Below are 26,528 nucleotides of genomic sequence, written 5' to 3'. Positions count from 1 at the left end.
GATTCAGGGGACTGACACAGCTTTTGTTGCGCTGCACCATGAGGCAAAGTATACGGAGCTGGTCTGGCATTACAAGCACTTTTTGCTGCAATGCACCAATTTAGGTGCCTTGCCCTAAATTACCTGCATGCAGGCCTTCTACGCCGACCACTTTGTCTTGCAGTTGCCCGAGGGGCACCGCTTTCCGATGCAGAAGTACCGGCTGCTGCGCGAGCGGGTGGCCAGCGAGTTGCCGGGCCTTCGGTTGGAGCAGGCCTTGCCAGCCAGCGAGGGCGAGCTGGCCCTGGCGCATTCGCCGAACTACATCACTGCCGTGCTGCAGGGCCACCTGAGCGCGGCGCAGCAGCGTGAGATCGGGTTCCCGTGGTCGGAGCGGATGGCCGAGCGGGCCTGCCGTTCGGTCGGGGCCACGGTCCAGGCCGCCCGCGCGGCCTTGAAGCACGGGCTGGCGGCGAATCTGGCCGGGGGCACGCACCACGCCAGCGCGGACAAGGGCGGTGGCTACTGCGTGTTCAACGATGTGGCGGTGGCCGCCCGGCTGATGCAGGCCGAGTGGCATCGGCTCTATCGGCGGCTGCTGCGCGTGGCCGTGGTCGACCTCGATGTGCACCAGGGCAATGGCACCGCTGCCATCTTCAGTGACGACCCGACGGTTTTCACGCTGTCGATGCACGGCGCGAAGAACTTCCCCTTCCGCAAGGAGCCGAGTGACCTGGATGTCGACCTGCCCGACGGCTGCGGCGATGCTCACTACCTGGAGGCGCTCGACGGCGCCCTGGATGAACTCTGGCACCGCCATCGCGATGGCGCACCCGGCCTGATCTTCTTCCTGGCCGGAGCCGATCCGCACGAAGGCGACCGACTGGGCCGACTCAAGCTGAGCACCGAGGGAATGGCCGAGCGCGATCGGCGCGTGCTCGCGGCGGCCCGGGAGCGGCGCATCCCTGTGGCCATGTCGATGGCAGGCGGCTACGGGCGCGACATCGCGACCACCGTGCAGGTGCAGATCAACACGCTGGGCGAGGCCCTCGCAAGCTGGCGCCAGTGGAACAATGACCGCCCATGAGCACCTCGACCCCCCGACCCCAGCCCGACGGCCGCGACGCCTATCGCCACTTCACGCCGCTTGCCACGCGATGGATGGACAACGATGCCTACGGGCACCTCAACAACGTCGTCTACTACAGCCTGTTCGACACGGCGGTGAACCGCTACTTGATCGAGGCCGGCGCGCTGGACATCCACCGCGGCGAGGTGATCGGCCTGGTGGTCGAGACGCACTGCAACTACTTCGCGTCGGTCGAGTTCCCGCAGATGGTGGAGGCGGGCATCCGTGTGGCGCACCAGGGTTCGTCGAGCGTGCGCTACGAGATCGGCATCTTCGCGGGCGGCGAGCCGCTGTGCGCTGCGCGCGGACACTTCGTGCATGTCTACGTGGACCGCGATACGCGCCGGCCTGTCCCCTTGCCGCCTGCGCTGACCCGGGCGCTGCAGGAGATCACGCCGCGATGAGGCTCGCATGCAAGGCGGCATCCGCGTCGTCGATCGAGATGCACTTCTGCGGCACGGCGCCGGGCCATGCCGATTCACATGCGATCGAGGGCGCTGCGCCAGTAGCCAACAACGTGAGGTTCTTGCCATGAATCGACCCGCAGTTTTGGTGGCACGCGCCATCCAGCCCGAGGTGGTGACGCGCTTGCGTGAACACTTCGAGGTCGAAGTGAACGCCACCGACGACATCTATCCCCGTGACGAACTCATCGCCCGGCTGCAGGGCAAACAGGGCGTGCTCACCACGGGCAGCGAGCGCATCGACGAGGGCGTATTGGCGGCCTGCACCGATCTGCGTGCCGTGTGCAACATCGCCGTGGGCTTCAACAACCTCGACGTGGCCGCCGCGACTGCGCGTGGTGTGTTGTGCACCAACACCCCTGACGTACTCACCGAGACCACGGCCGACTTCGGCTTCGCATTGATGATGGCCGCGGCGCGCCGCGTCACGGAGTCCGAGCACTACCTGCGCCGCGGCGAGTGGACGAAGTGGGCGATCGACATGTTCGCCGGCAGCGACGTCCATGGTGCGACCCTGGGCATCCTGGGCATGGGCCGCATCGGCCAGGCGATCGCTCGGCGCGGTGCGCTCGGCTTTGGCATGCAGGTGATCTATCACAACCGCAGCAAGCTCGATCCGGCGGTGGAGCAGCAATGCCAGGCCCGCTACGTGAGCAAGGAGTACCTGCTCCAGAACGCCGATCACCTGATGATCGTGGTGCCGTACTCGCCCGCATCGCACCATGCCATTGGCGCGACCGAGCTGGCGACGATGAAACCGACCGCGACGCTGACCAACATCGCTCGCGGTGGCGTGGTTGACGACGCCGCGCTGGCCAAGGCCCTCGCCGCCGGGCAGATTGCCGCCGCGGGCCTGGATGTGTTCGAGGGCGAGCCCGCACTGAACCCTGAACTGCTCAAGGTGCCCAACGTGGTGCTCACTCCGCACATCGCCAGCTCGACCATTGCCACGCGCCGGGCGATGGCCGATCTGGCCGCTGACAACCTGATCGCTGCACTGGGCGCCGGCCCCCATGCAGGCCGCCCGCCCACGCCGCTCAACCCCGAAGTGATGCGCCCGGCCGGCTGAGACAATCCCCAGATGGAGACACTCTGGTGGGTCATGGCGGCGCTGGCCGCGGTCAATCTGTTGCTGTTGTTGTGGATTGCGTTGCGGCGCGCGCCGGTCGATGAATCGCTCAGGAGCGAGCTGAGATCGGGCACCGAACGCCTGGAGCGCGAACTGCGCGACGAGCTTGGCCGCAGCGCGCAGGGCACGCGCCAGGAGGTGGCCAGTACGCTGGCCCACCTGCAGCAGACGCTCACCAGCGCGCAGGCCGGCGTCGCGCGGCTTCAGAACGAGCAGATCGACAGCTTCCGCGTGCAGCTCGCAACCATGCAGCAGTCGGTGAACGATGCCCTGCAGCAGGCGGCGAGTTCGCAGGTGGCGCAATCGGCCGCCTCGCGCGATGCGCAGGACATGAGCCTGAAGCGATTCGGCGACACGCTCAGCGAGCAACTGCGGGCGCTGTCCGAGGGCAACGAGCGCCGGCTGACCGAAGTGCGTGGCACGGTGGAGCAGCGCCTCACCGCCCTGCAGCAGGGCAACGAGCAAAAGCTCGAACAGATGCGCGCCACGGTCGATGAGAAGCTGCACGCCACGCTCGAGCAGCGGCTCGGCGAAAGTTTCAAGCAGGTGGCCGATCGCCTGGAGCAGGTGCACAAGGGCTTGGGTGAAATGCAGGGCCTGGCGCGCGACGTGGGCTCGCTCAACCGCGTGCTCACCAACGTCAAGACGCGCGGCATCTTTGGCGAGGTGCAACTCGCCGGGCTGCTGGAGCAGGTCTTCACGCCCGAGCAATATGGGACCAATGTGGAGACGGTGCCGGCCAGCGGCGCGCGAGTCGAGTTCGCCATCCGATTGCCGGGCCAGCGCGCCGACGGCGTGCCGCTGTGGCTGCCGATCGACGCCAAGTTCCCGCGCGAAGACTACGAGCGCTTGCTCGACGCGCAGGCGCTGGCCGACGCGCCAGCCGCCGAGGCGGCCGCCAAGGCGATCGAGGGGAGGCTGCGCCTGGAGGCGAAGAACATCCGCGACAAGTACGTCGCCCCGCCGCACACCACCGACTTCGGCATTCTGTTCGTGCCCACCGAAGGGCTGTACGCCGAAGCCTTGCGTCGCCCGGGCCTGATGGAGTCGATGCAGCGCGAGTACCGCGTGATGCTGGCCGGCCCGACCACCCTGCTGGCCACCCTCAACAGCCTGCAGATGGGGTTTCGCACCCTGGCGCTGGAAAAGCGCTCGGTGGAGGTGTGGGAGGTGCTGGGTGCGGTGAAGACCGAGTTCGGCAAGTTTGGCGAGGTGCTCGCCAAGACCAAGAAGAAGCTCGACGAGGCCAGCAACAACATCTCTCAGGCCGAGACGCGTGCGCGGGTGATGGCGCGGGAGCTGCGCTCCGTCGAGGCGCTGCCAGAAGCCAAGGCCAAGCTCGTGCTGCCGCTGCCTGCCGACGGCGGGCAAGTCAGCTCAGGCGACCTGCTCGACCCCTGATCGTCGTTTCGGTGCCCCTCTTTGATCGCCGTTCTCACGGCGAAGCTCAATCGCCGCCGAAGCGTTGCGGTGGGTACTCCGCGCTCATCTCATCCCAGTCGATGCGGTGATTCAGGCGGTTGAGCGCCGGGTCAGCCAGGGGCAGCAAAGTGGGCTCCGACACGTCGAGGGCGCCGCCCGCCACGGAATAGTCTGCGGCCAGCGCGCATGCGATGCCCGGTGGGTAGGTGGTGGGCGAGAGAGCGAGGGGAAGGCCGATGTTGACGAGGTTGTCGAGCCGCGTGCTGCTGTCCGGCGTCGTGATCACCAGGGTGGCAGGCATCGCGCCCAAAGCGCCCCCCGAGATCGCAAACCTGAACTGGCCCAGCGTGCGATCGACGACGCCGAACACGCTGTAGTACTGCGTCGGCGTGGAGCCGGGCGTTGCGGGCAAGTCGAAGCGCTGTGTGCCGCTCCAGCTCACCGTGGTCGTCACCGGGCCCGGCTCGGTGTGGGAATGCTGCCCGGAAGCGGCCCACGTCCAGCTCGACGGGGCTTCGTCGGGTGTGGCGGTCCAGGCCGCTGGCGCGTCTTGGAGCGGGCCGTCGGGCTCGTCTCGCCACAGGCCGATGTCGCAGCGCGCGCTGTACTGCAGCGTGTGCGTCAACAGCAGGTTGCCAGGCCCTTGCGAACGCACGAGCATCTCGCCGTTCCAGCGGGTCAGGGCGCGCGCGTTGCTGAAGCGCCTGCCGACCTGAACGGCTACATGGCCGGCTGACCCGGCGCCGGTGCGAGGAAGCTCGACGATCACTTCGTCGGAGGCCCATTGCATCACTGTCAGTTCGGTCAGCGTTTCGGCCGGGCGCCATGGCAAGAAATTGTGGAGCCCGTTCGGTTCGGTCGCGAGCGAGGTGCCGACAACGACCTTGCCCTGTACTTGGCCGAAGCTGCCGTGCAGCACGAGCTGGCCCAGGGTTTCGTTGACGGCCATGCGCACCATGCTCGGCAGCAGACCGCCGGGGGTGTCGTTCACGCGCGTGAAGCGGAATTCCACCGCGCCGCCTTCGCTCGGGTCGTCATAGGTCAGGTAGCCTGCTTCGTCGCCGGTGCGCTTGATGACTTCGTAGTCGTGCGGACGATTGCGCGGTGACGGTGTGGGAACGGCCAGGTTGCTGGCCACGAATTTGTCGAGCATCCAGTGCATGGCGTCGACGGCCGCGTAAACAAATACCGGCTTCGACCATCCGCCATAGACGCCGGCCCCTGCACCGCGAAACGCGTCGCGAAACCCCACGAAATCACTCGCGCACGCATGGATGAGCACGATGCTGTTGGCACTGAAGCGCCATGCGTAGCGCTGGATGAAGGCCGGCGTGATGGCGAGGTAGGTGTCGATCCACCATTTGCCGCGATTGAACGTGTACTGCGCGGTGTAGTAGACGAGGTTGCCTGCCTGCAGGTCCAGCAGGTGCGCGACGATGCCTTCGATGTCGGCCAGGGTGTCCGTCATCAGGGCGTGGGTGATGCCCCCGTCGGCCCGCAGCATGCCGCCGTGCGTGATCCAATTGAAGAAGCCCAACTCGGGCAAGTACTTGAGGTTCTCGACGGTGGGCGACCAGTCGGGCAACAGATCGAGACCTGCGGCCGTCAACAGGCTCGTGTAGCGGTCGATGTCGCCATCGGATCCGTCGGTTCTGGCGTAGCCACCGAAGCTGCTGGTCGAGACGCCGGCTGCGGATGACGGCACACCCGTCAGTGCGGCATCGCCCACTGCGGTGGCACGGGTGTCTCCGGAGTCGGCGCTGCGCAGGGCCTCGCGGCGTCGTGCCGGCGATTCTGCATAGGCTCTTGCGGTGGTGCGCGCCTGGGGCTGGCCGCTGCGCTGGTTGTTGCCGACAACGTGCAACTGGCCATCAGTGAACTCACCGCACACGCAACCGTCGGGCATCACGGTGACGCGCCGGTATTCCGGCCGGGTGCGCATGAACGCCGCTACGGTCTCGCTGGAGGCGCTGATGGCGCCGTCACACAGGCGCTGGTACTCGGCGGCCACGGCTTGGAGGGCCAGCAGGCGCTGGGCGGCAGGGAGCGTCGGCTCGGGTGGGTCAGGCAGCGATGGCGAACCACCGTCCCCGTCGCCACCGCCGCCGCCGCAGGCGGTCAGAAGTGCGCTGCTGCCACCCCAGCCGAGCAGGGTACGGCGGCTGATGCGAGTCGATTCGGAGGGAGGGCGTCGTCTGGAGCTCATACGGCGTGCTGCGGGCCAGCGCGCATCCGGGTCGTTGTGAAGGAATGCTTCAAACTTTATGGAGATTGCTGATTCCGGAAATGCGGTTATCAGGTCAAATGGCGTAACTGAGCGGAGCTAAACGCTGCCATGGACAGAATTGACAACGAAATACTCAGACACCTCACGAGGGATGGCCGCCTGAGTTTCCGCGAGCTCGGCGAAGCCGTGCACCTGAGCGCCAACGCGGTGGCCGAGCGGTTCCGCCGCCTCCAAGAGAGCGGCACCATCCGGCACATCCGAGCCGTGCTCGACCCACAGGCGATGGGCCGCAGTCTGGAAGCCCAGATCGAGATCAAGTTGAGTGCGCAGACTTCAGCGCTCGAATTCGAGAACGCGCTGCGGCACATGCCTCAGGTGATGGAGGCTGCGCTGATGACGGGGTCGTTCGACTATGCGATCCGCGTGGCCTGCGAGAACAGCAATGAACTGATGCAGGTGACCGAGGCGCTGCGCAAACACCCAGGCGTGAGCGATACCTACACGCGCCTGGTGTTGCGCGAGATCGAGCTGTCGGGGATGGTATGAGCGCGGCGGGGCGTGGGCCAAAGCGCTAGCGCCTCAGCCGCCCTCCGGGTGCGTCAGAAGCGGATGCCCGAGGGCGGCGGTGCCGGTGCAGGCTCGGCGGCCGGGGCGGGAGTCGGGCGAGTTGCAGGCGCCGGCTGTGGCGTGGCCTGTTTGGCTTCAGTCAGTGGCTCGGCCTTGCCCTGTGGGAAGTTGGCCGGCAGGCGCGACTCCTTCGGGTAGCCGGCCGCGTCGAGGTACGACGCCCATTGCTCACGTTGCCACCCGCGCACCACCTGGCCGCCGATGGTCATGGCCGGCAGGTTGTTGCCGCCGGTGAGTTGCTCCAGCGCCTTGCTGTCGTCTGCGGTGGTGACGAGCCTCTCGGCGAAGGGAATGCCGCGCTGGCGCAGAAACTGGCGGCCGGAGTCGCAGGGGCCGCATTCGCTTGCGACGTACAGCGTGACCGGGTAGCGCTGGGCCACCTGGCGCAGCTCGTAGGGCAGCGAGACATCGTTGGCGACGCCACCCCGGGTGCCCATCGTCTGGACCTTGTTCTCGGGGGCGACCTGCGGCTGATCGGTGTAGGTGACCTTGCCGTCCGGGCCGACCACCTTGTACAGCGCCAAGGCCGGCGTGGCCGTGAAGAGCGCGGCTGCGGCAACCGAAGTGGCCAAGGTGAAGACTGCTTGCTTACGTGAGGTCATGCGGATGCTCCGTGTGCGCTCGATACTGCGCGCGCCGGAAATTCTATGCATCAGGCCATCCCCTGGTGCCGCAAAAGTGCGTCAATTCGTGGCTCTCTGCCGCGAAATGCCTTGAAACTTTCCATCGCCGGGCGGCTGCCGCCGGCCTCGAGGATGGCTTCGCGGTAGCGCCGGCCGGTGCCGCGGTCCAGCGCGCCGGTCTCCTCGAAGGCCCCCCAGGCGTCGGCGCTCAGCACCTCGGCCCACTTGTAGCTGTAGTAGCCGGCCGAATAGCCGCCCGCGAAGATGTGCGAGAACGAGTGCTGGAAGCGATTGAACGCGGGCGGCGGGAACACCGCGACTTCGGAGCGCACTTCGTCCACGATGGCCTGGATGCGGTCTTCGGTACCCGGTTCGCCGTGCAGGCGCATGTCGAACAGCGAGAACTCGATCTGGCGCAGCGTCTGCAGACCGCTCTGGAAGTTCTTGGCCGCGAGCATCTTGTCGTACAGGGCACGGGGCAGCGGCTCGCCGGTGTCCACGTGCGCCGTCAGGTGCTTGAGCACCTCCCATTCCCAGCAGAAGTTCTCCATGAACTGGCTGGGCAGCTCGACGGCGTCCCACTCCACGCCGGAGATACCGGCAACGCCCACTTCATCCACCTGCGTGAGCATGTGGTGCAGGCCGTGGCCGAACTCGTGGAACAGCGTGGTTACTTCGTCGTGCGTGAGCAGCGCCGGCTTGCCGCCCGCGGGCGGCGTGAAGTTGCACACCAGGTGCGCAACGGGCGTTTGCATCGTGCCTTCCGGGCGGGCCCAGCGGCCGCGCACGTCGTCCATCCAGGCGCCGGGGCGCTTGCCGGGGCGGGCGTAGGGGTCGAGATAGAACTGGCCGACGAGTTGGCCTGCCCGCTCGATGCGGAAGAAGCGCACGCTGGGGTGCCACACCTCGGCCGTGTCGGGCCGGATGCTGACTTCAAACAGCGTTTCGATGATGCCGAACAGGCCGGAGAGCACCTTGGGCTCGGTGAAATACGTCTTCACCTCCTGGTCGCTGAAGGCGTAGCGTGCCTCCTTGAGCTTCTCGCCGGCGTAGCTGAGGTCCCACGACTGCAGTTCCGCGAGGCCGAGTTCGGCGCGGGCGAACTCGCGCAGCTCGGCCAGATCCTTCAAGGCGAAGGGGCGGGCGCGTTGGGCGAGGTCGCGCAGGAACTCGTTCACCTGCCGGGGCGAGTCGGCCATCTTCGGCACCAGCGAGACCTCGGCGTAGTTGGCGTACCCGAGGAGCCGGGCCTCTTCCTGACGCAGCGCCAGCAACTCGCGCATCACGGCGCCGTTGTCCTGCTCGGCCGGGCCGAGCTCGCTTGCGCGGGTGGCATAGGCGGTGTAGAGCTTCTCGCGCAGTGCACGGTTCTCGCCGTACTGCATCACCGGGAAGTAGCTCGGGAAGTGCAGCGTCAGCTTGTAGCCTTCCTTGCCCTGCGCTTCGGCAGCCTCACGGGCGGCCTGCTTGGCGTCGGCCGGCACGCCCGACAGCTCGTCTTCGCTCACGTACAGCGCGTAGCCATCGGTGGCGTCGAGCACGTGCTCGGAGAAGGATTGCGAGAGCGCAGCCAGACGCTCCTGGATCTGCGCGTAGCGTTCGCGCGCGGCACCTTGCAGCTCAGCGCCCGAGAGCACGAAGTCGCGCATGGCGTTCGACAGCGCCTGGCGGCGCGCCGGATTCAACTGGGCGTGGGCCGGGCTGTTGTGGATGGCCTTGTACTTCGCGTAGAGCCGCTCGTCGGCACCAAGGCGCGTGTAGAACTCGGTGACAGCCGGCAGGCTCTCGTTGTAGGCCGCGCGCAGCTCGGGCGTGTCGGCCACCTGGGTCAGGTGCGAGACCGCGCCCCAGGCGCTGCGCAGGCGATCGGTGGCCACGTCGAGCACGGCCGACATGGCGTCGTAGTCGGCGGGTACATCGGCCCCGGTGGCCTTCTCCAGCGCCGCGTCGGCTTCGGCGAGCAGTTGCTTGATCGCTGGCCCCACATGCTCGGGCCGGATCTCGGCGAAATGGGGCAGTCCGTCGAACGCGAGGAGAGGGTTGCTCATGGATGAATATGAATCAGTTGGCGGCGACGCGTTCCGCAGCTTCGATGGTGTTGGCGAGCAGCATGGCGCGGGTCATCGGGCCCACGCCACCCGGTACGGGGGTGATGTGGCCGGCGACCTGCGAGACGCCGGCGAAGTCCACGTCGCCACACAGCTTGCCTTCGTCATTGCGGTTCATGCCCACGTCGATGATGACGGCACCGGGTTTCACCATGTCCGCCGTCAAGGTATTGCGGCGGCCCACGGCGGCCACCACGACGTCGGCCTGACGCGTGTGGTGCCCGAGGTCGGCGGTCGCACTGTGGCAGATGGTGACGGTGGCATTGGCTTGCAAGAGCAATTGCGCCATCGGCTTGCCGACGGTGTTGCTGCGCCCGATCACGACGGCGTGCTTTCCTCGCAGGTCGATGCCGGTGGTTTCGATCAGCTTCATGCAGCCATACGGCGTGCAAGACTTGAAGCCGGGCAGGCCGCTGGCCAGGGCGCCGGCGCTGAGGATCGAGAAGCCGTCTACGTCTTTCTCGGGCGCGATGGCGGCGATGACCTTCTGCGGGTCGATGTGCTTGGGCACGGGCATCTGCACCAGGATGCCGTGAATGCTCGTGTCGGCATTCAGTTCGGCAATGCGCTTGAGCAGCGCGGCTTCCGGCATGTCGGCGGGGTAGCGGTCGAGCACCGAATGCACGCCGCTGCCTTCGCAGTCCTTGACCTTGTGGCTCACGTAGACCTGGCTGGCCGGGTCGTCACCGACCAGCACCACGGCCAGGCCGGGCTGGTGGCCTTTGGCGGTGAGTGCAGCGGCGCGTTCGGCCACTTCGGCGCGGATCTTCTTGGCGAGTGCATTGCCGTCGATGAGTTGTGCAGTCATGGGAATGGTCCTTTGAAACTAAAAAGGGCCGCTGCGAGCGGCCCTTCGGGGTTTGCGGTGCGTCAGGCCTTGGACTGGGCGCCGAGTGCAATCTTCAGCAGGTCGGCCACGGTGTTGGCGTTCAACTTTTCCATGATGTTGGCGCGGTGCGCCTCGACCGTCTTGATGCTGATGCCCAGGTCGTCGGCGATCTGCTTGTTGAGCCGGCCGGCGACGATGCGCTCGAGCACTTGCGACTCGCGGGTGGTCAGGCGCGACAGCAGGGCGTCGCGGCTGGCTGCCTCTTGATGGTGCGAGAAGGCGCTGCGGGCCTGGTCGAGCATGCGCTCCACGAGGCTGAGCAGTTCTTCTTCCTTGAAGGGCTTCTCGATGAAATCCATCGCGCCCTTCTTCATGGTGCTCACGGCCATCGGCACATCGCCATGACCTGTGATGAAAACCACGGGCAGCGGCGATTTGCGCTCGAGCAGGCGGTCTTGGAGCTCCAGGCCGCTCATGCCGTCCATGCGGATGTCGGCGATCAGGCAGGCGACTTCACGCGGGTCGAAGCGCGAGAGAAACGACTCGGAGGAGTCGAAGCACTTCACGCGGTAATCCTTGCCCTCCAGCAGCCATTGCAGCGAATCTCGCACGGCTTCGTCATCGTCGACAACGTACACGGTGCCTTTTTTCGGAATCAAGCTCATGGGTGCTGTCTCATGTCATGGCCGGTTCAAGGCCTGTGGATTTGGCGGTTTCGACCGGCAGCGTAAAGGTAAAACGGCAGCCGACAGCGAGGTCGCCATTGTATAAGTTCTGCGCTCTGATCCGGCCCCGGTGGCTCTCGATGATCGAGCGGCACAAGGACAGCCCGATGCCCAGGCCTTCGGCCTTGGTCGAGAAGAAGGCTTCGTAGAGCCGCGAGATGACTTCCTCTTTCAAACCCGGCCCGGTGTCGGTGACGCCGAACTCGATCACGCCGCCTTCTTCGGGCGTGTGCTTGGGCACCACGCGCAGCTCGATGTTGCGTCTCGCCGGGGGCAGGCCGGCCATGTCGATGGCCTCGGCGGCGTTCTTCAGCAGGTTGAGCACCACCTGTTCGATCAGGATCGGGTCGCACATCAGCGTGGGCAGGCGCTGCGCCACGTACACATGGATGGACACGTTGCGGCGGCGCAGTTCGATGCCGGCCAGTTCGACGGCGTCTTCGACGATGTTGCGCGCCTCCGACGCCTGGCGCTGCGGCTCGCTGCGCTTCACGAAGGCGCGGATGCGGCGAATGATCTGGCCCGCGCGCTCGGCCTGCTTGGCCGTTTTTTCGAGCGCTGCGACCAGGTCATCCTTGGCGATGGCGTCGCTCTTCACCCGCGACACCATGCCGTTGCAGTAGTTGGTGATGGCGGTGAGCGGCTGGTTCAGCTCGTGCGCCACCGATGACGCCATCTCGCCCATGGTCACGAGGCGGCTCGTCACCTGCGCCTTTTCGGCCTGCTGCTGCGCCTGCAACTCGGCCTGACGGCGCGAGGTCACGTCGGTTGCGATGAGCATTTGCGCGAGCCGGCCATCGGTCCATTGCAGGTAGCGCGCGCGGACGTCGAACCACTTCTGCAGCGGCTCGGCGAACACCTCGCGTGGGTCGGAGCCGGCGCTGGTGAGCTCCTGCGTGGGGATGCCGCCGAAGCTGTCCACGGAGTCGCCCAGGTCGGCGATCAGCGGCAGGCCTGCCTCGCCGCCGGCCAGCAGGCCGTGGCCGCGCGCATCGGCGCCGAACCAGAGCCGGTAGGAGCGGTTGGCGAACAGCAGTTCACCCTGCTGCACCGACAGCACGGACACCGCCGCGTCGAGCCCTTCGAGCACCGTGGTGAAGCGCTCGTGCGACGCCGAGAGCTGGTCGCGCACGCGCTTGGCCTCGGTGATGTTGGTCATCGACGTCATCCAGCCGGTCTGCATGCCCTTTGGGTCGATCAGCGGCGAGACGTACATGCGCGCGTCGAACAGGGTGCCGTCCTTGCGCATGGCCTTCACTTCGATGCCGCCGGCGGGGCTGCGGCCCTGGAGCTCTTGCTGCAACAGGCGCATGTTCTCTTCGTAGCGATCAGGCGGCCAGTGCGGGAAGGGCGACGTGCGGCCGATGAGTTCGGACTCGCTGAACCCGGTCATCGCGCAGAACGCCGGGTTGACATAGGTGATGCGGCCTTCGATGTCCATGGCGCGCATGCCGGTGAGCATGGAGTTCTCCATCGCGCGCCGGAAGTTCGTCTCCGACACCAGCGTGTTCTGCATTTGCAGGCGCCGGCGCATGTGGCGCCAGGTGCCGAGAAGCATCCACACGGTGAGCACGCTCAGCGCGGCCACCATCCAGAACAGGGTGTTGCTGATCAGGCCGATGGAGGTGCGGTGGCCCTGGCCGCGCAGCACCAGGCCATTGCTGGCGGGTGCGAGCGGCACGTCGTACAGGATGGACGCGGGCTTGGCGGCCTGCCCGGGCGTCACGGGCATGGTGCTCGCGACGACGCGGTCCTGCGCGTCGAGCAGGGTCATGGTGTGGCGGCGCGAAACTTCGGTCGGGATGAAGTAGCGCACCAGCGAGTCGATCGAGTACTCCGCGATCAGCGAGCCCGAAAACGCGCTGCGATCCAGCAGCGGCACATGCACCTGGAACACCGTGTTGCCGTAGGAGTCGGCGAAGGTCCGCGAGTACACCGGCAGCCGCAGTTCGCGTGCGGCCTTGAATGCGTCGTGCGCTTCCTTGTTGGCCTGCTCGGGCAGCGAGCGGCCGATCTCGGCCACCGGCATGCCGAGTTCGGTCTGCGCCATCAGCGTGGAGTAGCTGGCCCGGCGCGTGCCGTTGCCGGTGACCCAGATGAGGTTGGTCACCTCGGGCCGCTCGCGCGTGAAGCTGGCGGCCTGGCCGAGGAACTCGTCCTGGTCGATGGTGCGGGTGACGATCTCGCGCGCGATTCGCACGAGCTGCTCCTGGTTCTCGATCAGGCGCAGGCGGATCTGCTGCTGCGCGATCTCGGTATCGCGTCGTACGGACTCCTGCTCGCGTTCGAACTCCTCGTTTCGCAGATACCAGAAGGCCGCAATGATCGCGGCGAGAAACAGCAGCACCGACACCAGCGGGCCGAGCGTCGCGTAGCGGTCCTGGCGTGAAGGCGACTGGCGGCGCCACCACCCGCCGAACAGTCGGCGGACCCAGGTGGAGATGGGTTTTCGGGAGGCAGGCGCGGGTGACGAAGGCATGGCGCGAATTATCGAGGGTGGGGCCGATGGGCCGTTACGGTGGCCACCCCGATGCGTCTGACGAAACGAGAAGTTCGCAATATGAAAGCGATTGGCGCTATTTGAAAATTTCTTGCCTTATGCGACACTGCCGCGCAAGTTCAAGTACAGCCAAATCACAAGGAGACAAGCATGTCTGCAATGCCCGAGGCGTTTCTTGGCGCGTCCGCAAACGACGCCGATTCGCAGGAAACCCGTGAGTGGCTGGACGCCCTCTCCGCCGTGATCCAGACCGAAGGGGGCGAGCGCGCCCACTTTCTCCTTGAAGAGCTGATCAACCATGCGCGCCAGGCCGGCATCGACATGCCGTTCTCAGCCCGCACGGCCTACGTGAACACCATTCCGCCGGACCAGGAAGAACGCACCCCGGGCAACGTCGAGATCGAGGAGCGACTGCGCGCCTACATGCGCTGGAACGCGATGGCGATGGTGGTCAAGGCCAACCGCCTTCACCCGGCCGATGGTGGCGATCTGGGCGGGCACATCTCGTCGTTCGCTTCGCTGGCGACCATGTTCGGCGCGGGCTTCAACCACTTCTGGCACGCCGAGAGCGAGGGCCACGGCGGTGACCTGCTCTACATCCAGGGGCACAGCTCACCCGGCGTGTATGCCCGCGCCTACCTTGAAGGCCGCATCAGCGAAGAGCAGTTGATCAACTTCCGGCAAGAGGTGGATGGCAAGGGCCTCTCCAGCTACCCGCACCCCAAGCTGATGCCCGAGTTCTGGCAGTTCCCCACGGTCAGCATGGGCCTCGGCCCGCTGATGGCGATCTACCAAGCGCGCTTCCTGAAGTACCTGCACGCACGCGGCATCGCCAACACCGAGAACCGCAAGGTCTGGGTCTTCTGCGGTGACGGCGAGATGGACGAGCCCGAGTCGCTGGGTGCCATCGGCCTCGCAGCGCGCGAGAAGCTCGACAACCTGATCTTCGTCGTTAACTGCAACCTGCAGCGCCTCGATGGCCCGGTGCGCGGCAACAGCAAGATCATCCAGGAGCTCGAAGGCGAGTTCCGCGGCTCGGGCTGGAACGTCATCAAGCTGCTGTGGGGCAGCTACTGGGATCCGCTGCTCGCCCGCGACAAGGAAGAGATCCTGCGCAAGGTGATGATGGACACGATTGACGGCGACTACCAGGCCATGAAGGCCAACGACGGTGCCTTCGTCCGCAAGCACTTCTTCGGCCAGCACCCCAAGCTCTTGGAGATGGTGGCCAAGATGAGCGACGACGACATCTGGCGCCTGCAGCGCGGCGGCCATGACCCGCAGAAGGTGTACGCGGCGTACCACAAGGCCGTCAACACCAAGGGCCAGCCCACGGTCTTGCTGATCAAGACCGTCAAGGGCTTCGGCATGGGCAAGAGCGGCGAGGGCAAGAACACCGCGCACCAGACCAAGAAGCTCACCGACGACGACATCAAGAGCTTCCGCGACCGTTTCAACATCCCGGTCAGCGACGAGCAGATCGACAAGGGCATCCCCTTCTACAAGCCATCCGACGACACGGTCGAGATGCGCTACCTGCACGAGCGCCGCAAGGAGCTGGGCGGCTACCTGCCGCACCGCCGCACCAAGGCCGATGAAACGCTCGCCGTGCCGGCCCTGGAGACCTTCAAGGCAGTGCTCGAACCCACGGCGGAGGGCCGCGAGATCAGCACCACGCAGGCCTATGTGCGCTTCCTGACGCAGCTGCTGCGCGACAAGGAGATCGGCCCGCGCGCCGTGCCCATCCTGGTGGACGAGGCGCGCACCTTCGGCATGGAAGGGCTGTTCCGCCAGATCGGCATCTACAACCCCGAAGGCCAGAAGTACACGCCGGTCGATAAGGACCAGGTCATGTACTACAAGGAAGACAAGGCCGGCCAGATCCTGCAAGAGGGCATCAACGAGGCCGGCGGCATGAGCAGCTGGATCGCGGCGGCCACCTCGTACAGCACGAACAACCGGATCATGATCCCGTTCTACGTGTACTACTCGATGTTCGGCTTCCAGCGCATCGGTGACCTGGCCTGGGCGGCCGGCGACATGCAAGCGCGCGGCTTCCTGCTCGGCGGTACCTCGGGTCGCACCACGCTCAACGGCGAGGGCCTGCAGCACGAAGACGGCCACAGTCACATCCTGGCCGGCACCATCCCCAACTGCATCAGCTACGACCCGACCTTCGCTCACGAGGTGGGCGTGATCCTGCACCACGGCCTGAAGCGCATGGTCGAGAAGCAGGACAACGTCTATTACTACCTGACCCTGCTCAACGAGAACTACCCGATGCCCGGCCTGAAGGTGGGCACCGAGGAGCAGATCATCAAGGGCATGTACCTGCTCGACGAGGGTGCCAAGAAGACCCCGCGCGTGAACCTGCTGGGCAGCGGCACCATCTTGCGCGAGTCGATTGCCGCCAAGGAGTTGCTCGCCAAGGAGTGGGGCGTGTCGGCCAGCATCTGGAGCTGCCCGAGCTTCAACGAGCTGGCCCGCGACGGCCAGGATTGCGAGCGCTGGAACCTCCTGCACCCGACCGAGACTCCTCGCGTGCCGTTCGTAGCGCAGCAGCTCGACAAGTACGCCGGCCCGGTGATCGCATCCACCGACTACATGAAGAACTACGCCGACCAGATCCGCGCGTTCATCCCCAAGGGCCGCACCTACAAGGTACTGGGCACCGACGGCTTCGGCCGCAGCGATTTCCGCAGCAAGCTGCGCGAGCACTTCGAGGTGAATCGCCACTACATCGTCGTGGCTGCTCTCAAATCCCTGGCCGATGAGGGCACTCTCCCGGCAGCCAAGGTGGCCGAGGCCATCAAGAAGTACGGTATCGACGCCGACAAGGTCAACCCGCTGTACGCCTGACGCGACCGACCTCCAGACAACACGCAAGAAAGAGACAAGAACATGGCCCTGGTGGAAGTGAAGGTCCCGGACATCGGTGATTTCAAGGACGTCGAGATCATCGAGGTGCTGGTCAAGCCCGGCGACACGATCAAGGCCGAACAATCGCTCGTCACGGTCGAGAGCGACAAGGCTTCGATGGAGATCCCCTCGACGCACGCCGGCGTGGTCAAGGAGATGAAGGTCAAGCTCGGCGACAAGATCAGCGAAGGCTCTCTGTTGCTGATGATCGAAGCGGCCGGTGGCGCAGCGGCTTCCGGTGCGGCGACCGCTCCAGCCGCGGCGCCTGAACCAGCACCGCAATCCGAGCCCGATGTATCGACGCAGAAGGTCGCGCCCGTGGAGCTCGCCGTGGCGCCCGCACCGGCCCCGCTGGCGGCGCCCGCAGCAGAACGCACGCTGCCGACCGCCGCGTTGCCAGCGCACGAACCGACCGCCCCGCGCGGCGATCTGCCGCACGCCTCGCCCACGATTCGCAAGCTCGCGCGTGAACTCGGCGTGCCGCTCGAAGAGGTGAAGGGCAGTGGCCCCAAAGGCCGCATCACGCACGACGACGTGCACGGCTTCGTCAAGGGCGTGATGGCCGGCCAGGTGCAGACCAAGGCTCAATCGGCCAAGGGCGGCGCGGCTGCGCCATCGGGTGGTGGCAACTTCCCGGGCCTGCCAGCCTGGCCGCAGGTCGACTTCGCCAAGTTCGGCCCGATCGAGCGCAAGGACCTGAGCCGCATCAAGAAGATCAGCGGCGCAGCCCTGCACCGCAACTGGGTGATGATCCCGCACGTCACCAACCACGACAACGCCGACATCACCGAGCTCGAAGCCCTGCGCGTGCAGCTCAACAAGGAGAACGAGAAGAGCGGCGTCAAGGTGACCATGCTCGCGTTCGTGATCAAGGCGGTGGTGGCGGCCCTCAAGAAGTTCCCTGAGTTCAACGCTTCGCTCGATGGCGACGCGCTGGTGCTCAAGCAGTACTTTCATATCGGTTTCGCCGCCGACACGCCGAATGGGCTGGTGGTGCCGGTGCTGAAAGACGCCGACAAGAAGGGCCTCCTGCAGATCAGCAAGGAGATGAGCGAGATGGCCGCCAAGGCGCGCGACGGCAAGCTGGGCCCGGCCGACATGAGCGGCGGCTGCTTCTCGATCAGCTCGCTGGGCGGCATCGGCGGGCGCTATTTCTCGCCCATCATCAACGCGCCCGAGGTGGCCATCCTCGGCCTGAGCCGTGGCGTGATGGAACCGGTGTGGGACGGCAAGGCGTTCCAGCCGCGCCTGATGCTGCCGCTGAGCCTGAGCTACGACCACCGCGTGATCGATGGCGCGGCGGCTGCACGCTTCAACGCCTTCCTGGCGCAGGTGCTCGCCGACTTCCGGCGCGTGATTCTCTAATTTCATGATGCCCCCACGTCGCTTCGCTCCTGCCCCCCGAGGGGGCGCGATCCTCCTTGGGGCGGCCCTGCGGAGGATCGGGCTGTGACGACAGTCGTCGTCGTCCGCAAAGCCGGCCAGGTGGCCATCGCCGGGGACAGCCTCGTCACCTTCGGCGACACCCGCCTGCCGCATGGCTACGAAAACAACGAGAAGTTGTTCAAGGTGGCCGACTCGTGGATTGGCATGGCGGGCAGCACGGCGCACTTTCCGGTGCTGCGCCGCGCGCTCAACTGGCTGACGCCCGAAGAACTCAAGCTGCACTCGCGCGACGACGTGTTCGACACCTTTCTGCGCATCCACCCGAAGCTGAAGGAAGTCTTCTACCTCAACCCCAAGGAAGAAGACGCCGACCCCTACGAGAGCTCGCAGTTCACCGCGCTCATCGCCAACGCCAGCGGCATCTACGGCGTGTACTCGTACCGCGAGGTGTTCGAGTTCGATCGCTTCTGGGCCATTGGCTCCGGGCGCGCGTTTGCGCTGGGCGCGATGCACGCCGCGTTCGACCGCACCGCGAGCGCGAAGGAGCTGGCCGAGATCGGCGTGCTCGCCGGCTGCGAGTTCGACAAGAACTCCTCCGGCCCGGTGAAGGTGCAGACGCTCGCACTCGACACATAAGACACCCAAGAGAAAGACGACAAGCCATGCCCGCCATCGAGATCAAGGTCCCGGACATCGGTGACTTCAAAGACGTCGCCATCATTGAAGTGCTGGTCAAGCCCGGCGACACCGTGGCCAAGGACCAGTCGCTCGTCACGGTCGAGAGCGACAAGGCTTCGATGGAGATTCCATCGTCGCACGCCGGCGTGGTGAAGGAGATGCGCGTCAAGATCGGCGACAAGATCAGCGAGGGTTCGCCGCTTCTCGTGCTCGAAGGCGAGGGCGCTTCTTCTGGACCGGCACCCGCAGCCGCACCCGCACCCGCGGCTTCCGCCCCGGCATCGCCCGCAAGCGCTGCCAAGGCAGCCACCGCAGCGGCTCCCGCCGTGGCCGCGCCCCCCGCCGCCACGCACAGCGGCGGCTCCGACCTCGAGTGCGACGTGCTCGTGCTCGGCGCAGGCCCCGGCGGCTACAGCGCCGCCTTCCGCGCGGCCGATCTCGGTTTGAAGACGGTGCTGGTGGAGCGCTTCCCAACGCTGGGCGGCGTCTGCCTGAACGTCGGGTGCATCCCGTCGAAGGCTCTGCTGCATGTGGCCGCCGTGATGGACGAGGTGAAGCACTTCGACGCGCTCGGCGTGAGTTTCGGCGAGCCCAAGGTCGACATCGCCAAACTCAAGGCCCACAAGGACAAGGTGGTGGGCAAGCTGACCGGCGGCCTCAGCGCGATGGCCAAGATGCGCAAGGTCACGGTGGTGCAGGGCACGGGCGAGTTCCTCGACCCCTATCACCTGGGCGTCACCAAGGCCGACGGCGGCAAGCAGGTGATCAAGTTCAAGAACGCGATCATCGCGGCGGGCTCCGAGGCGGTGAAGCTGCCGTTTCTGCCGAAGGATGATCCGCGCGTCGTCACCTCCACCGGCGCACTCGAACTGCGGCAGGCGCCCAAGCGCATGCTCGTCATCGGCGGCGGCATCATCGGCCTGGAGATGGGCACGGTCTACAGCAGCACCGTGGGCGCGCGACTCGACGTGGTCGAGATGCTCGACGGCCTGATGCAAGGCGCCGACCGCGACCTGGTGAAGGTCTGGCAGAAGATGAACGCGCCGCGCTTCGACAACATCATGCTCAAGACCAAGACGGTCGGGGCCGAGGCGACGAAGAAGGGCATCCTCGTGAAGTTCGAGGGCGAAAACGCCCCGAAGGAGCCGCAGCTCTATGACCTGGTGCTGCAGGCGGTGGGCCGCGTGCCCAACGGCAAGCGCATCGGGGCCGACAAGGCCGGTGTGGCGGTGAGTGATCGCGGCTTCATCCCGGTGGACATCCAGATGCGCACCAACGTGCCGCACATCTTTGCGATCGGCGACATCGTCGGCCAGCCCATGCTCGCGCACAAGGCGGTGCACGAGGCGCACGTCGCAGCCGAGGTGGCAGCCGGTGATGCGCACGCAGCCTTCGATGCCCGCGTGATACCGAGCGTGGCCTACACCGACCCGGAGGTCGCGTGGGTCGGCCTGACGGAAGACGAGGCCAAGGCGCAAGGCATCAAGGTCAAGAAGGGCCTGTTCCCGTGGACGGCCTCGGGCCGCGCCATCGCCAACACGCGTGACGAAGGCTTCACCAAGTTGCTGTTCGACGAAGAGACGCACCGCATCGTGGGCGGTGCCATCGTCGGCACGCACGCGGGCGACATGATTGGCGAGGTCGCACTCGCCATCGAGATGGGCGCCGACGCGGTGGACATCGGCAAGACCATCCACCCGCACCCCACGCTCGGCGAGAGCCTGGGCATGGCTGCCGAGGCCGCCGAGGGCGTCTGCACCGACCTGCCGCCGACGAAGCGCTGACTGCAGTTCACGCTCCGGTGCGGCGTTTCGTCGCGATCCGCATGCAGGCCACGGAGGGGGATGCTTCAATGCGCCTCTCCTCCACGACGGCCTGTCGCCATGAACAAATCCATTCTGCGTCGCACCGCGCGATTCCTCGGGGCCGTGGGCCTCTCGTGGGCCGGTCTGTCGGCGTGGGCCGGTTCGGCCGGTTATGCGCAACTGACGCTGCCGGCCACCGCTGAAGGTCCGGCCATCGAGGTGTCGGTCTGGTACCCGACCGACGCGCCGGCGTCGGCCGGCGAGTTCGGCCCCTTCACGATGACGGTGGCGCGCAACGCGCCGGTCGTGGGCAGCAGTCTGCCTCTTGTTCTGGTGTCGCACGGCAACGGGGGTTCGGCGCTCAGCCACCACGACACGGCGGTGGCCTTGGCCGAGGCGGGCTACGTGGTCGCTGCGGTCAAACACCCGGGGGACAACCACGCCGACCAGAGCCGCTCGGCGGCTGTGCTCGAGCGGCCGGTGCATCTCAGCCGTGCGCTCGACGGGATGCTGGCGATCTGGCCGGGCCGCGAGCGGATCGACCCTTCGCGCGTGGGTGCCCTGGGCTTCTCGTCGGGTGGCTTCACCGTGCTGGCGCTCGCCGGTGGCGATGCGGACCTGCGGCGCGTGGTGCCGCACTGCACGGAACACCCGAGCCACTACGCCTGCGCCGTCATCAAACGCAATGCCGAGGTGGCGCGGGCGGCTGCGGAAGCCCCGGCCAAGCCGGTGCGTGATGCCCGCGTGAAAGCCATCGTGTCGCTGGCACCGGCCTTGGGCTTCACCTTCAGCCGTGAATCACTGCACGCCATCCATCTGCCGGTGCAGCTATGGCGTGCGGAGAACGACGAGGTGTTGCCGCATCCCTGGTATGCGGAGGCCGTGCGGGCCGGATTGCCGGTGCGGTCGGTGGATTACCGCGAAGTGCCGAATGCGGGGCACTTCGACTTCCTGGCGCCGTGCTCGGCTGCGTTCGCGGCCCTCGCGCCGCCCTTGTGCGCCAGCGCGCCGGGCTTCGATCGGGTGGCGTTCCACCGCGATCTCAACGCCGCGGTGCGGGCCTTCTTCGACCGCACGCTCGCGCTGTAGATCGCGGGTGCAAGCTCAGCGGGTCAATTCCCTGACGATGTACCACTCGCCGTCGATGAGCTGCCAGGTCACCTGCTTGGTCGTCACGTCGTCCATGTTCTGCGAACGGTAGATCTGGTTGAAGCGGGTTTCGACGCGGTCGGGTGCGACGACGTTGGCGGTCACGTCTTCGAGGCGCACGGTGGTGTTGCCCGGCCGGTTCATCAGGGTGCGGCGCTGGGCCTTCCAGGTGGTGAGGTCTCCGCTGCTGGGCACGAAGCTCGGCGCGTAGAAGCTCAGGAAGCGGGTGGCGTCCTTGGCCTCCCAGGCTTGCGCCCAGGCGTTCAGGCGCTGCGCCGTCTGGGCGGCGGGTGAGCCGGGCGCAACGGCCGGCCGCGCGCCGGCTGGCGTGCTTGCCGCGGGTGACACGGGCACCACGGTGGCTGACGGTGTGATGTCGGCGGCACGCTTGTCCAGGCGTGCGTAGTCCATCTCGGGCGTACTGATGGCCAGCGTGGGGCAGCGGCCGGGGCCGTCTTCACCGGCGCCCCAGTTGTCGAGCGCGTCGGGCGGCACGGGGGTGTCGTCGCCGCGCATGAGGCCCAGCTGAGCGCCCAGGCGCTGGATGCCTGCCTGCGTGCGCGCGTAGGCAATGCCCAGATCGAACTCCGCATTGGCGTACGAGCGGCGGGCGGTGTAGAGCTCGTTCTCGGAGTTCAAGAGGTCGAGCAGGCTGCGCTGGCCGATGCCGAACTGCTGGCGGTAGGCGTCGCGTGCCTTCTCGATCGCGATGGTGTTGCGGTCGAGGTAGGTGAGTTGATCGGTCAGCTTGCGGGTGTCGTTGTACGCGATGGCGACCTGCTGGCGCACGTCGCGGCAGACGCGGTCGCGCACGTCGGCGGCCTGGTTCACCAGGTTGGCCTGCTGGCGCACGCGTGCCATGTCGCTGCCGCCGTTGAACAGGTTCCAGGTGAGCACGATCTCGCCGGTGGAGTTGCGGCTCTGGTCGCGCACGCCGTCGAAGTTGTTGCCGGCACCCGAACGCACGCGGGCCTCGACCTTGGGCTGGTAGGCCGATTCGCGCACCGATGCGAGCGAGCGTGCCGAGCGCATTGACTCGATGCTGGCGCTGACGGCGGCGCTGCGGCGCACGGCTTCGGTCGACGCATCGCTGGCGCTCACGGGGATGCCGTCTTTGAGCGGCACTGGCAGCGGCATGCTCGCCGGCGGCACATCGCCCACGATGCGCTGGTAGCGCGTGGAGACGTCGTGCAGGTTCGACAACTCGGTGCTGAGGTTCGACTCGGCCAGCGCCAGGCGCGCCCCGGCCTGTTCGAGGTCGACACCGCGGCCGACACCCGCCTTGAAGCGCGACTGGATCTGCGAATACGCGCTCTTGTGCTGCACGTAGTTGTCTTCGGCCAATTGCACGAGGCGGCGGAAGCGCAGCACGTCGTAGTAGGCGCGGGTGGTTTCGAGCGCGGTGGTTTCGGTGATCTCGATCACGTCGAAGTAGCGCGCAAGCCGCTCGTGGTCGAGCCGGCCGACCTCGTTCTTGGTGGCCAAGCCGTCCCACAAAAGCTGCGTGAGCGAGAGCGCTGCGCCGCTGCGGTTGATCGATTGGTCTTCGGGTGTGCGCGAGTTGATGCTGTCGCGGTCCTGGCCGACGGCAGCATTCAGGTCGAGACGGGGGTAGTAGCCGCCGCGGGCGGCATCGACCGCATCGACAGCGGCACGGTACGCATTGAAGCGGGCGGTGACGTCCGGGTTGACGTTGACGGCCTTCTGCGCTGCGGCCTTCAAGACCTCGTTGGTCTGGGCCTGGGCGTGAGGGACGCACGCCAACATGGCCGCGACGAACAATGCTTGGGTCTTGAACGGCATCAGTTTCGGATCTCTCTCAGGGTCGAAAAGTACTGCGTAGTGAGGGGTTCCTTCACTGGCGGTCGAGTTTAGCCATCGGCCCCTGTCCCCAACGCCCCCCTGTCCATGTGCGCGCCTGGGACTATTTCACGCAACTTGCAACCGAATGCAGCTTCGGGGAAGGTCTGGGTCCCCACGAGGTGCGGCGAGCTCAAGTCGGCAGCGCCGCTGTCGACAACGAGACGTTGACCCGGCCATCCGCTCACAGCCCGTGCCCCCTTCGCCCCCCTCTCTGCGCAGACCCTGCATGGCCGGCGCGTTGCGGCGTCGGTGGCGCGGGGCGCCGTTGCGGGTGGCGGTGGTGCTGTTCGTTCTGCTGTGCGGCCCGCTCGCGCCTTTGCAGGCCTGGGATTCGGTGCGCATGCTGGCGGCGGCCAAGCGCATGTCGCCGCGGGCCGTGGCCGGCGCCCAGGCGTTGCAGCCGCTGATCGCCCAGGCGGCCGACCAGGGCGAGGTGGTGCAACTGCAGGCGGTCAACGAGTTCTTCAATCGCCGCGTGCTGTTCCGCGACGACGCCGAGGCCTGGGGCCAGGTGGACTACTGGGCCAGCCCGCTCGAGACGCTGGACAAGGGCCAGGGCGACTGCGAGGACTTTGCCATCGCCAAGTACTTCAGCCTGCTGGCCATCGGCATGCCGATCGACAAGCTTCGGCTCGTATACGTGCGGGCGCAGATTGGTGGGCCTCATGGCGTGCAGCAGGCGCACATGGTGCTGGCCTACTATGCGGCGCCGGGGGCCGAGCCGCTGATCCTCGACAACCTCATCACCGAGGTGCGGCCCGCCTCGCGCCGGCCCGACCTCGTGCCCGTGTTCAGCTTCAACAGCGAAGGCTTGTGGCAAGGTGTGGGGGCGCAGGCGGCCGGTGACCCGAGCGCGCGCCTCTCGCGCTGGCGGGGCGTGCTCGAGAAGGCGCGGGCGGAGGGGTTCCAATGATGTCGAGGGTTGAGAACAAGGAGACGGCATGTCGCTGATCCGACAGATCTGGTTGTTGTTGCTGGGCACCGTGCTCCTGGCTTTCGTGGGCAGCGTCACCGTGGCGGTCGAATCGGCGCGCGGCTACCTGCAGACCCAGCTTCGGCTGAAGAACGCCGACAACGCCAATTCGCTGGCGCTGGCGCTCTCGCAGCAAAAGGGCGACAGCGAGTTGATGGGCTTGCTGATGTCGGCCCAGTTCGATACCGGGTTCTACCGCCGCGTGAAGTTCACCGCGGCTGATGGCAAGGTCGGGTTCGTTCGCGAGGCACAGCCCACGGCCACGCGGGCGCCGGCCTGGTTCGTGAACCTGGTGCCGATCGAGTCGGAGCCGGGCCTCGCGCAGGTGTCGGATGGCTGGCGTGCGCTCGGCAAAGTCGAGGTGGTGAGCCACACCTACTTCGCCTACGACGAGCTCTGGGCCAGCAGCCTGCGGTCGGCGCTCGCGTTGGCGGGGGTGGGCCTGATCGCGGGTGGCGTGGCCATGCTCGTGGTGCGGCGCATTCGCAAGCCGCTCGACTCGACGGTGGAGCAGGCGCACGCGCTGGTCGAGGGCGAGTTCCGCATCGTGCCCGAGCCGCGGGTGCCCGAGCTGCAGCGGCTCACGCGTGCCATGAACAGCATGGTGGGCCGCCTGCGCGTGACCTTCCAGGCGCAGGCCGAGCAGCTCGACAGCCTGCGCAGGCAGGCCAACTGCGACCGGCTCACGGGCTTGTCGAACCGTGCGCACTTTCTCGGCCAGCTCGGCACGGCGCTGCAGCGCGAAGACGGAACGGCCGAAGGCGGCCTGGTGCTGCTGCGCGTGCTCGATCTGGCGGGCATCAACCGCAACCTCGGCCATGTGGCCACCGATCGGGTGATCACGGCCATCGCCCAGTCGCTGGTGCCTTACGCCGAGCGAGTCAAAGGCTGCTTTCTGGGCCGCCTGAACGGCTCCGACTTCGCGATGTGCCTGCCGGTGGCCGGCATGGCGCGCGAAACGGCGCAGGCACTTTCCGATGCGCTGGCCAGCGTGTTGCCGAGCCTGGGTTCGGGCGTGGCGGTCAGCGTGGGGGCTGTCGAATTGAGGCGCGACATGACGCCGGGCCAGGTGATGAGCGCCGCCGACGCTGCGCTCGCACGCGCCGAGGCCCGCGGGGCCTACGCCGTCGAACTGGGCAACGAGGCGGTCGACGACGTCGTGATGCAGGGCGAGGGCGCCTGGCGCCTGCGCATCCGCGAGGCGCTCGCGCAGGGGCGCGTGCACCTGGTCAGCTACCCGGTGGTCAATGCGCGCAACGACCTCATCCACCTCGAATGCCCCTTGCGCCTCCAACTCGAGGAGCAGGGCGGGTTCGAGCCCGCCGCGCGCTGGCTGCCGCTGGCCATGCGCAGCAAGCTCACGGTCGAGATCGACGAGCGCGCGCTGGCACTGGCGCTGGCCGAATCCGGCAGCGACGGCCAGCCGCGTTGCGTGAACCTCTCGCCGGCGTCGCTCGCCGACAGCAGCTTTGCCTCGCGCCTGCGTGCCCTGTTGTGGGATTCACCGCGCGTGGCGCGCCTGATCTCGCTGGAGGTCTCGGAGATCGCCGCGGTGGAGCATTTCGATCTGCTGCAGGAGTTGAGCCGCCAGTTGCGACCCACCGGCGTGCGCCTGGGGCTCGAGCACGCGGGCGAGCGCCTGGGCATGATCCCGCGCCTTTTCGAAGCCGGGCTCGACTACGTGAAGCTCGACGCCGCCATGGCCAGCGGCGTGGCTGCCGACCAGAACCGCGAGGTGTTCGTGCGCAGCACTGTCACGCTGCTGCACGGCCTGTCGCTGCAGGTCTATGCCGAGGGCGTGACGGACGCGGCCGACGCGGCCTGCCTGTGGCAGTGCGGCATCGATGGCGTCACCGGGCCGTGGGTGAGTGCGCAGCAGCGGGCGTGAGCGTACGGCCGTAGCCTCACACACGAGGCCGCGCGGCTGGTGAGCGAAAGGCCTGCGCTTGTGTCACCCCGGCATGGGCCGGAGTGACACAGGCTCCCTCGCCCG

General features: G+C 66.9%; 19 protein-coding genes. 12 read left to right on the top strand and 7 right to left on the bottom strand.

Going from position 1 to position 26,528, the window contains the following annotated elements:
* Window positions 1–127: 127 nt before the first annotated feature.
* The 4 genes from AC1KAR_RS02905 (at window position 128) to AC1KAR_RS02890 (ending at window position 4,102) form a co-directional block, all read left to right on the top strand.
* Window positions 128–1,066 (top strand): histone deacetylase family protein, encoded by a 939-nt coding sequence (locus AC1KAR_RS02905; protein WP_480314450.1) that lies wholly within the window; start codon window positions 128–130, stop codon window positions 1,064–1,066.
* Window positions 1,063–1,512, top strand: coding sequence for an acyl-CoA thioesterase (locus tag AC1KAR_RS02900; protein WP_480314449.1), 450 nt, complete (start codon window positions 1,063–1,065; stop codon window positions 1,510–1,512). Before AC1KAR_RS02905 ends, AC1KAR_RS02900 begins: the two co-directional genes overlap by 4 nt.
* A gap of 127 nt (window positions 1,513–1,639) precedes the next feature.
* On the top strand, window positions 1,640–2,641 hold the full coding sequence (locus AC1KAR_RS02895) for a 2-hydroxyacid dehydrogenase (protein WP_480314448.1): 1,002 nt from the start codon (window positions 1,640–1,642) through the stop codon (window positions 2,639–2,641).
* Window positions 2,642–2,653: 12 nt separating this feature from the next.
* Window positions 2,654–4,102 (top strand): DNA recombination protein RmuC, encoded by a 1,449-nt coding sequence (locus AC1KAR_RS02890; protein ID WP_480314447.1) that lies wholly within the window; start codon window positions 2,654–2,656, stop codon window positions 4,100–4,102.
* A 46-nt stretch (window positions 4,103–4,148) separates the two neighbouring features.
* On the opposite strand, the gene AC1KAR_RS02885 is transcribed toward AC1KAR_RS02890, so the two are convergent.
* A complete protein-coding gene (locus AC1KAR_RS02885; protein WP_480314446.1) occupies window positions 4,149–6,329 on the bottom strand; it encodes a hypothetical protein in 2,181 nt (726 codons plus the stop codon).
* Window positions 6,330–6,458: 129 nt separating this feature from the next.
* On the opposite strand from AC1KAR_RS02885, the gene AC1KAR_RS02880 reads away from it, so the two are divergent.
* The gene (locus tag AC1KAR_RS02880; protein ID WP_480314445.1) at window positions 6,459–6,896 is read left to right on the top strand and encodes an Lrp/AsnC family transcriptional regulator; all 438 of its coding nucleotides are present in this window, start codon (window positions 6,459–6,461) and stop codon (window positions 6,894–6,896) included.
* 53 nt (window positions 6,897–6,949) lie between these two features.
* On the opposite strand, the gene AC1KAR_RS02875 is transcribed toward AC1KAR_RS02880, so the two are convergent.
* The 5 genes from AC1KAR_RS02875 to AC1KAR_RS02855 all read right to left on the bottom strand — a co-directional run bounded on the left by AC1KAR_RS02875 (window position 6,950) and on the right by AC1KAR_RS02855 (window position 13,741).
* Window positions 6,950–7,579, bottom strand: a complete 630-nt coding sequence (locus AC1KAR_RS02875; RefSeq protein ID WP_480314444.1) for a glutaredoxin family protein — start codon at window positions 7,577–7,579, stop codon at window positions 6,950–6,952.
* Between the two features lie 50 nt (window positions 7,580–7,629).
* On the bottom strand, window positions 7,630–9,648 hold the full coding sequence (locus AC1KAR_RS02870; protein ID WP_480314443.1) for a M3 family metallopeptidase: 2,019 nt from the start codon (window positions 9,646–9,648) through the stop codon (window positions 7,630–7,632).
* Between the two features lie 13 nt (window positions 9,649–9,661).
* Window positions 9,662–10,516, bottom strand: coding sequence for a bifunctional methylenetetrahydrofolate dehydrogenase/methenyltetrahydrofolate cyclohydrolase FolD (gene folD / locus AC1KAR_RS02865; protein ID WP_480314442.1), 855 nt, complete (start codon window positions 10,514–10,516; stop codon window positions 9,662–9,664).
* A gap of 62 nt (window positions 10,517–10,578) precedes the next feature.
* Window positions 10,579–11,202 carry a response regulator transcription factor gene (locus tag AC1KAR_RS02860; RefSeq protein ID WP_480314441.1) on the bottom strand — a complete coding sequence of 208 codons (624 nt, stop codon included), beginning with the start codon at window positions 11,200–11,202 and terminating at the stop codon, window positions 10,579–10,581.
* A 10-nt stretch (window positions 11,203–11,212) separates the two neighbouring features.
* A complete protein-coding gene (locus AC1KAR_RS02855) occupies window positions 11,213–13,741 on the bottom strand; it encodes a PAS domain S-box protein (RefSeq protein WP_480314440.1) in 2,529 nt (842 codons plus the stop codon).
* Window positions 13,742–13,912: 171 nt separating this feature from the next.
* On the opposite strand from AC1KAR_RS02855, the gene aceE reads away from it, so the two are divergent.
* The 5 genes from aceE (at window position 13,913) to AC1KAR_RS02830 (ending at window position 21,639) form a co-directional block, all read left to right on the top strand.
* A complete protein-coding gene (gene aceE / locus AC1KAR_RS02850) occupies window positions 13,913–16,621 on the top strand; it encodes a pyruvate dehydrogenase (acetyl-transferring), homodimeric type (protein WP_480314439.1) in 2,709 nt (902 codons plus the stop codon).
* 42 nt (window positions 16,622–16,663) lie between these two features.
* A complete protein-coding gene (aceF, locus tag AC1KAR_RS02845; protein ID WP_480314438.1) occupies window positions 16,664–18,046 on the top strand; it encodes a dihydrolipoyllysine-residue acetyltransferase in 1,383 nt (460 codons plus the stop codon).
* 84 nt (window positions 18,047–18,130) lie between these two features.
* Window positions 18,131–18,703 carry an MFS transporter gene (locus AC1KAR_RS02840; RefSeq protein ID WP_480314437.1) on the top strand — a complete coding sequence of 191 codons (573 nt, stop codon included), beginning with the start codon at window positions 18,131–18,133 and terminating at the stop codon, window positions 18,701–18,703.
* Between the two features lie 26 nt (window positions 18,704–18,729).
* A complete protein-coding gene (lpdA, locus tag AC1KAR_RS02835; protein ID WP_480314436.1) occupies window positions 18,730–20,529 on the top strand; it encodes a dihydrolipoyl dehydrogenase in 1,800 nt (599 codons plus the stop codon).
* A 99-nt stretch (window positions 20,530–20,628) separates the two neighbouring features.
* Window positions 20,629–21,639 carry an alpha/beta hydrolase family protein gene (locus tag AC1KAR_RS02830; protein ID WP_480314435.1) on the top strand — a complete coding sequence of 337 codons (1,011 nt, stop codon included), beginning with the start codon at window positions 20,629–20,631 and terminating at the stop codon, window positions 21,637–21,639.
* Between the two features lie 15 nt (window positions 21,640–21,654).
* Here AC1KAR_RS02830 and AC1KAR_RS02825 read toward each other — a convergent pair whose 3' ends face one another.
* Window positions 21,655–23,502: a TolC family outer membrane protein gene (locus AC1KAR_RS02825; protein ID WP_480314434.1), complete on the bottom strand. Its 1,848-nt coding sequence runs from the start codon at window positions 23,500–23,502 to the stop codon at window positions 21,655–21,657.
* A 286-nt stretch (window positions 23,503–23,788) separates the two neighbouring features.
* On the opposite strand from AC1KAR_RS02825, the gene AC1KAR_RS02820 reads away from it, so the two are divergent.
* Both AC1KAR_RS02820 and AC1KAR_RS02815 read left to right on the top strand, forming a co-directional pair.
* Window positions 23,789–24,475: a transglutaminase-like cysteine peptidase gene (locus tag AC1KAR_RS02820; RefSeq protein ID WP_480314433.1), complete on the top strand. Its 687-nt coding sequence runs from the start codon at window positions 23,789–23,791 to the stop codon at window positions 24,473–24,475.
* Between the two features lie 28 nt (window positions 24,476–24,503).
* Entirely contained in the window at window positions 24,504–26,423 is a 1,920-nt protein-coding gene (locus tag AC1KAR_RS02815) for a bifunctional diguanylate cyclase/phosphodiesterase (RefSeq protein WP_480314432.1), read from the top strand.
* Window positions 26,424–26,528: the final 105 nt, after the last annotated feature.

The sequence above is a fragment of the Piscinibacter sp. PDB1-1 genome, assembly GCF_056675995.1.
This window is presented reverse-complemented; position numbering and strand designations above follow the sequence as displayed.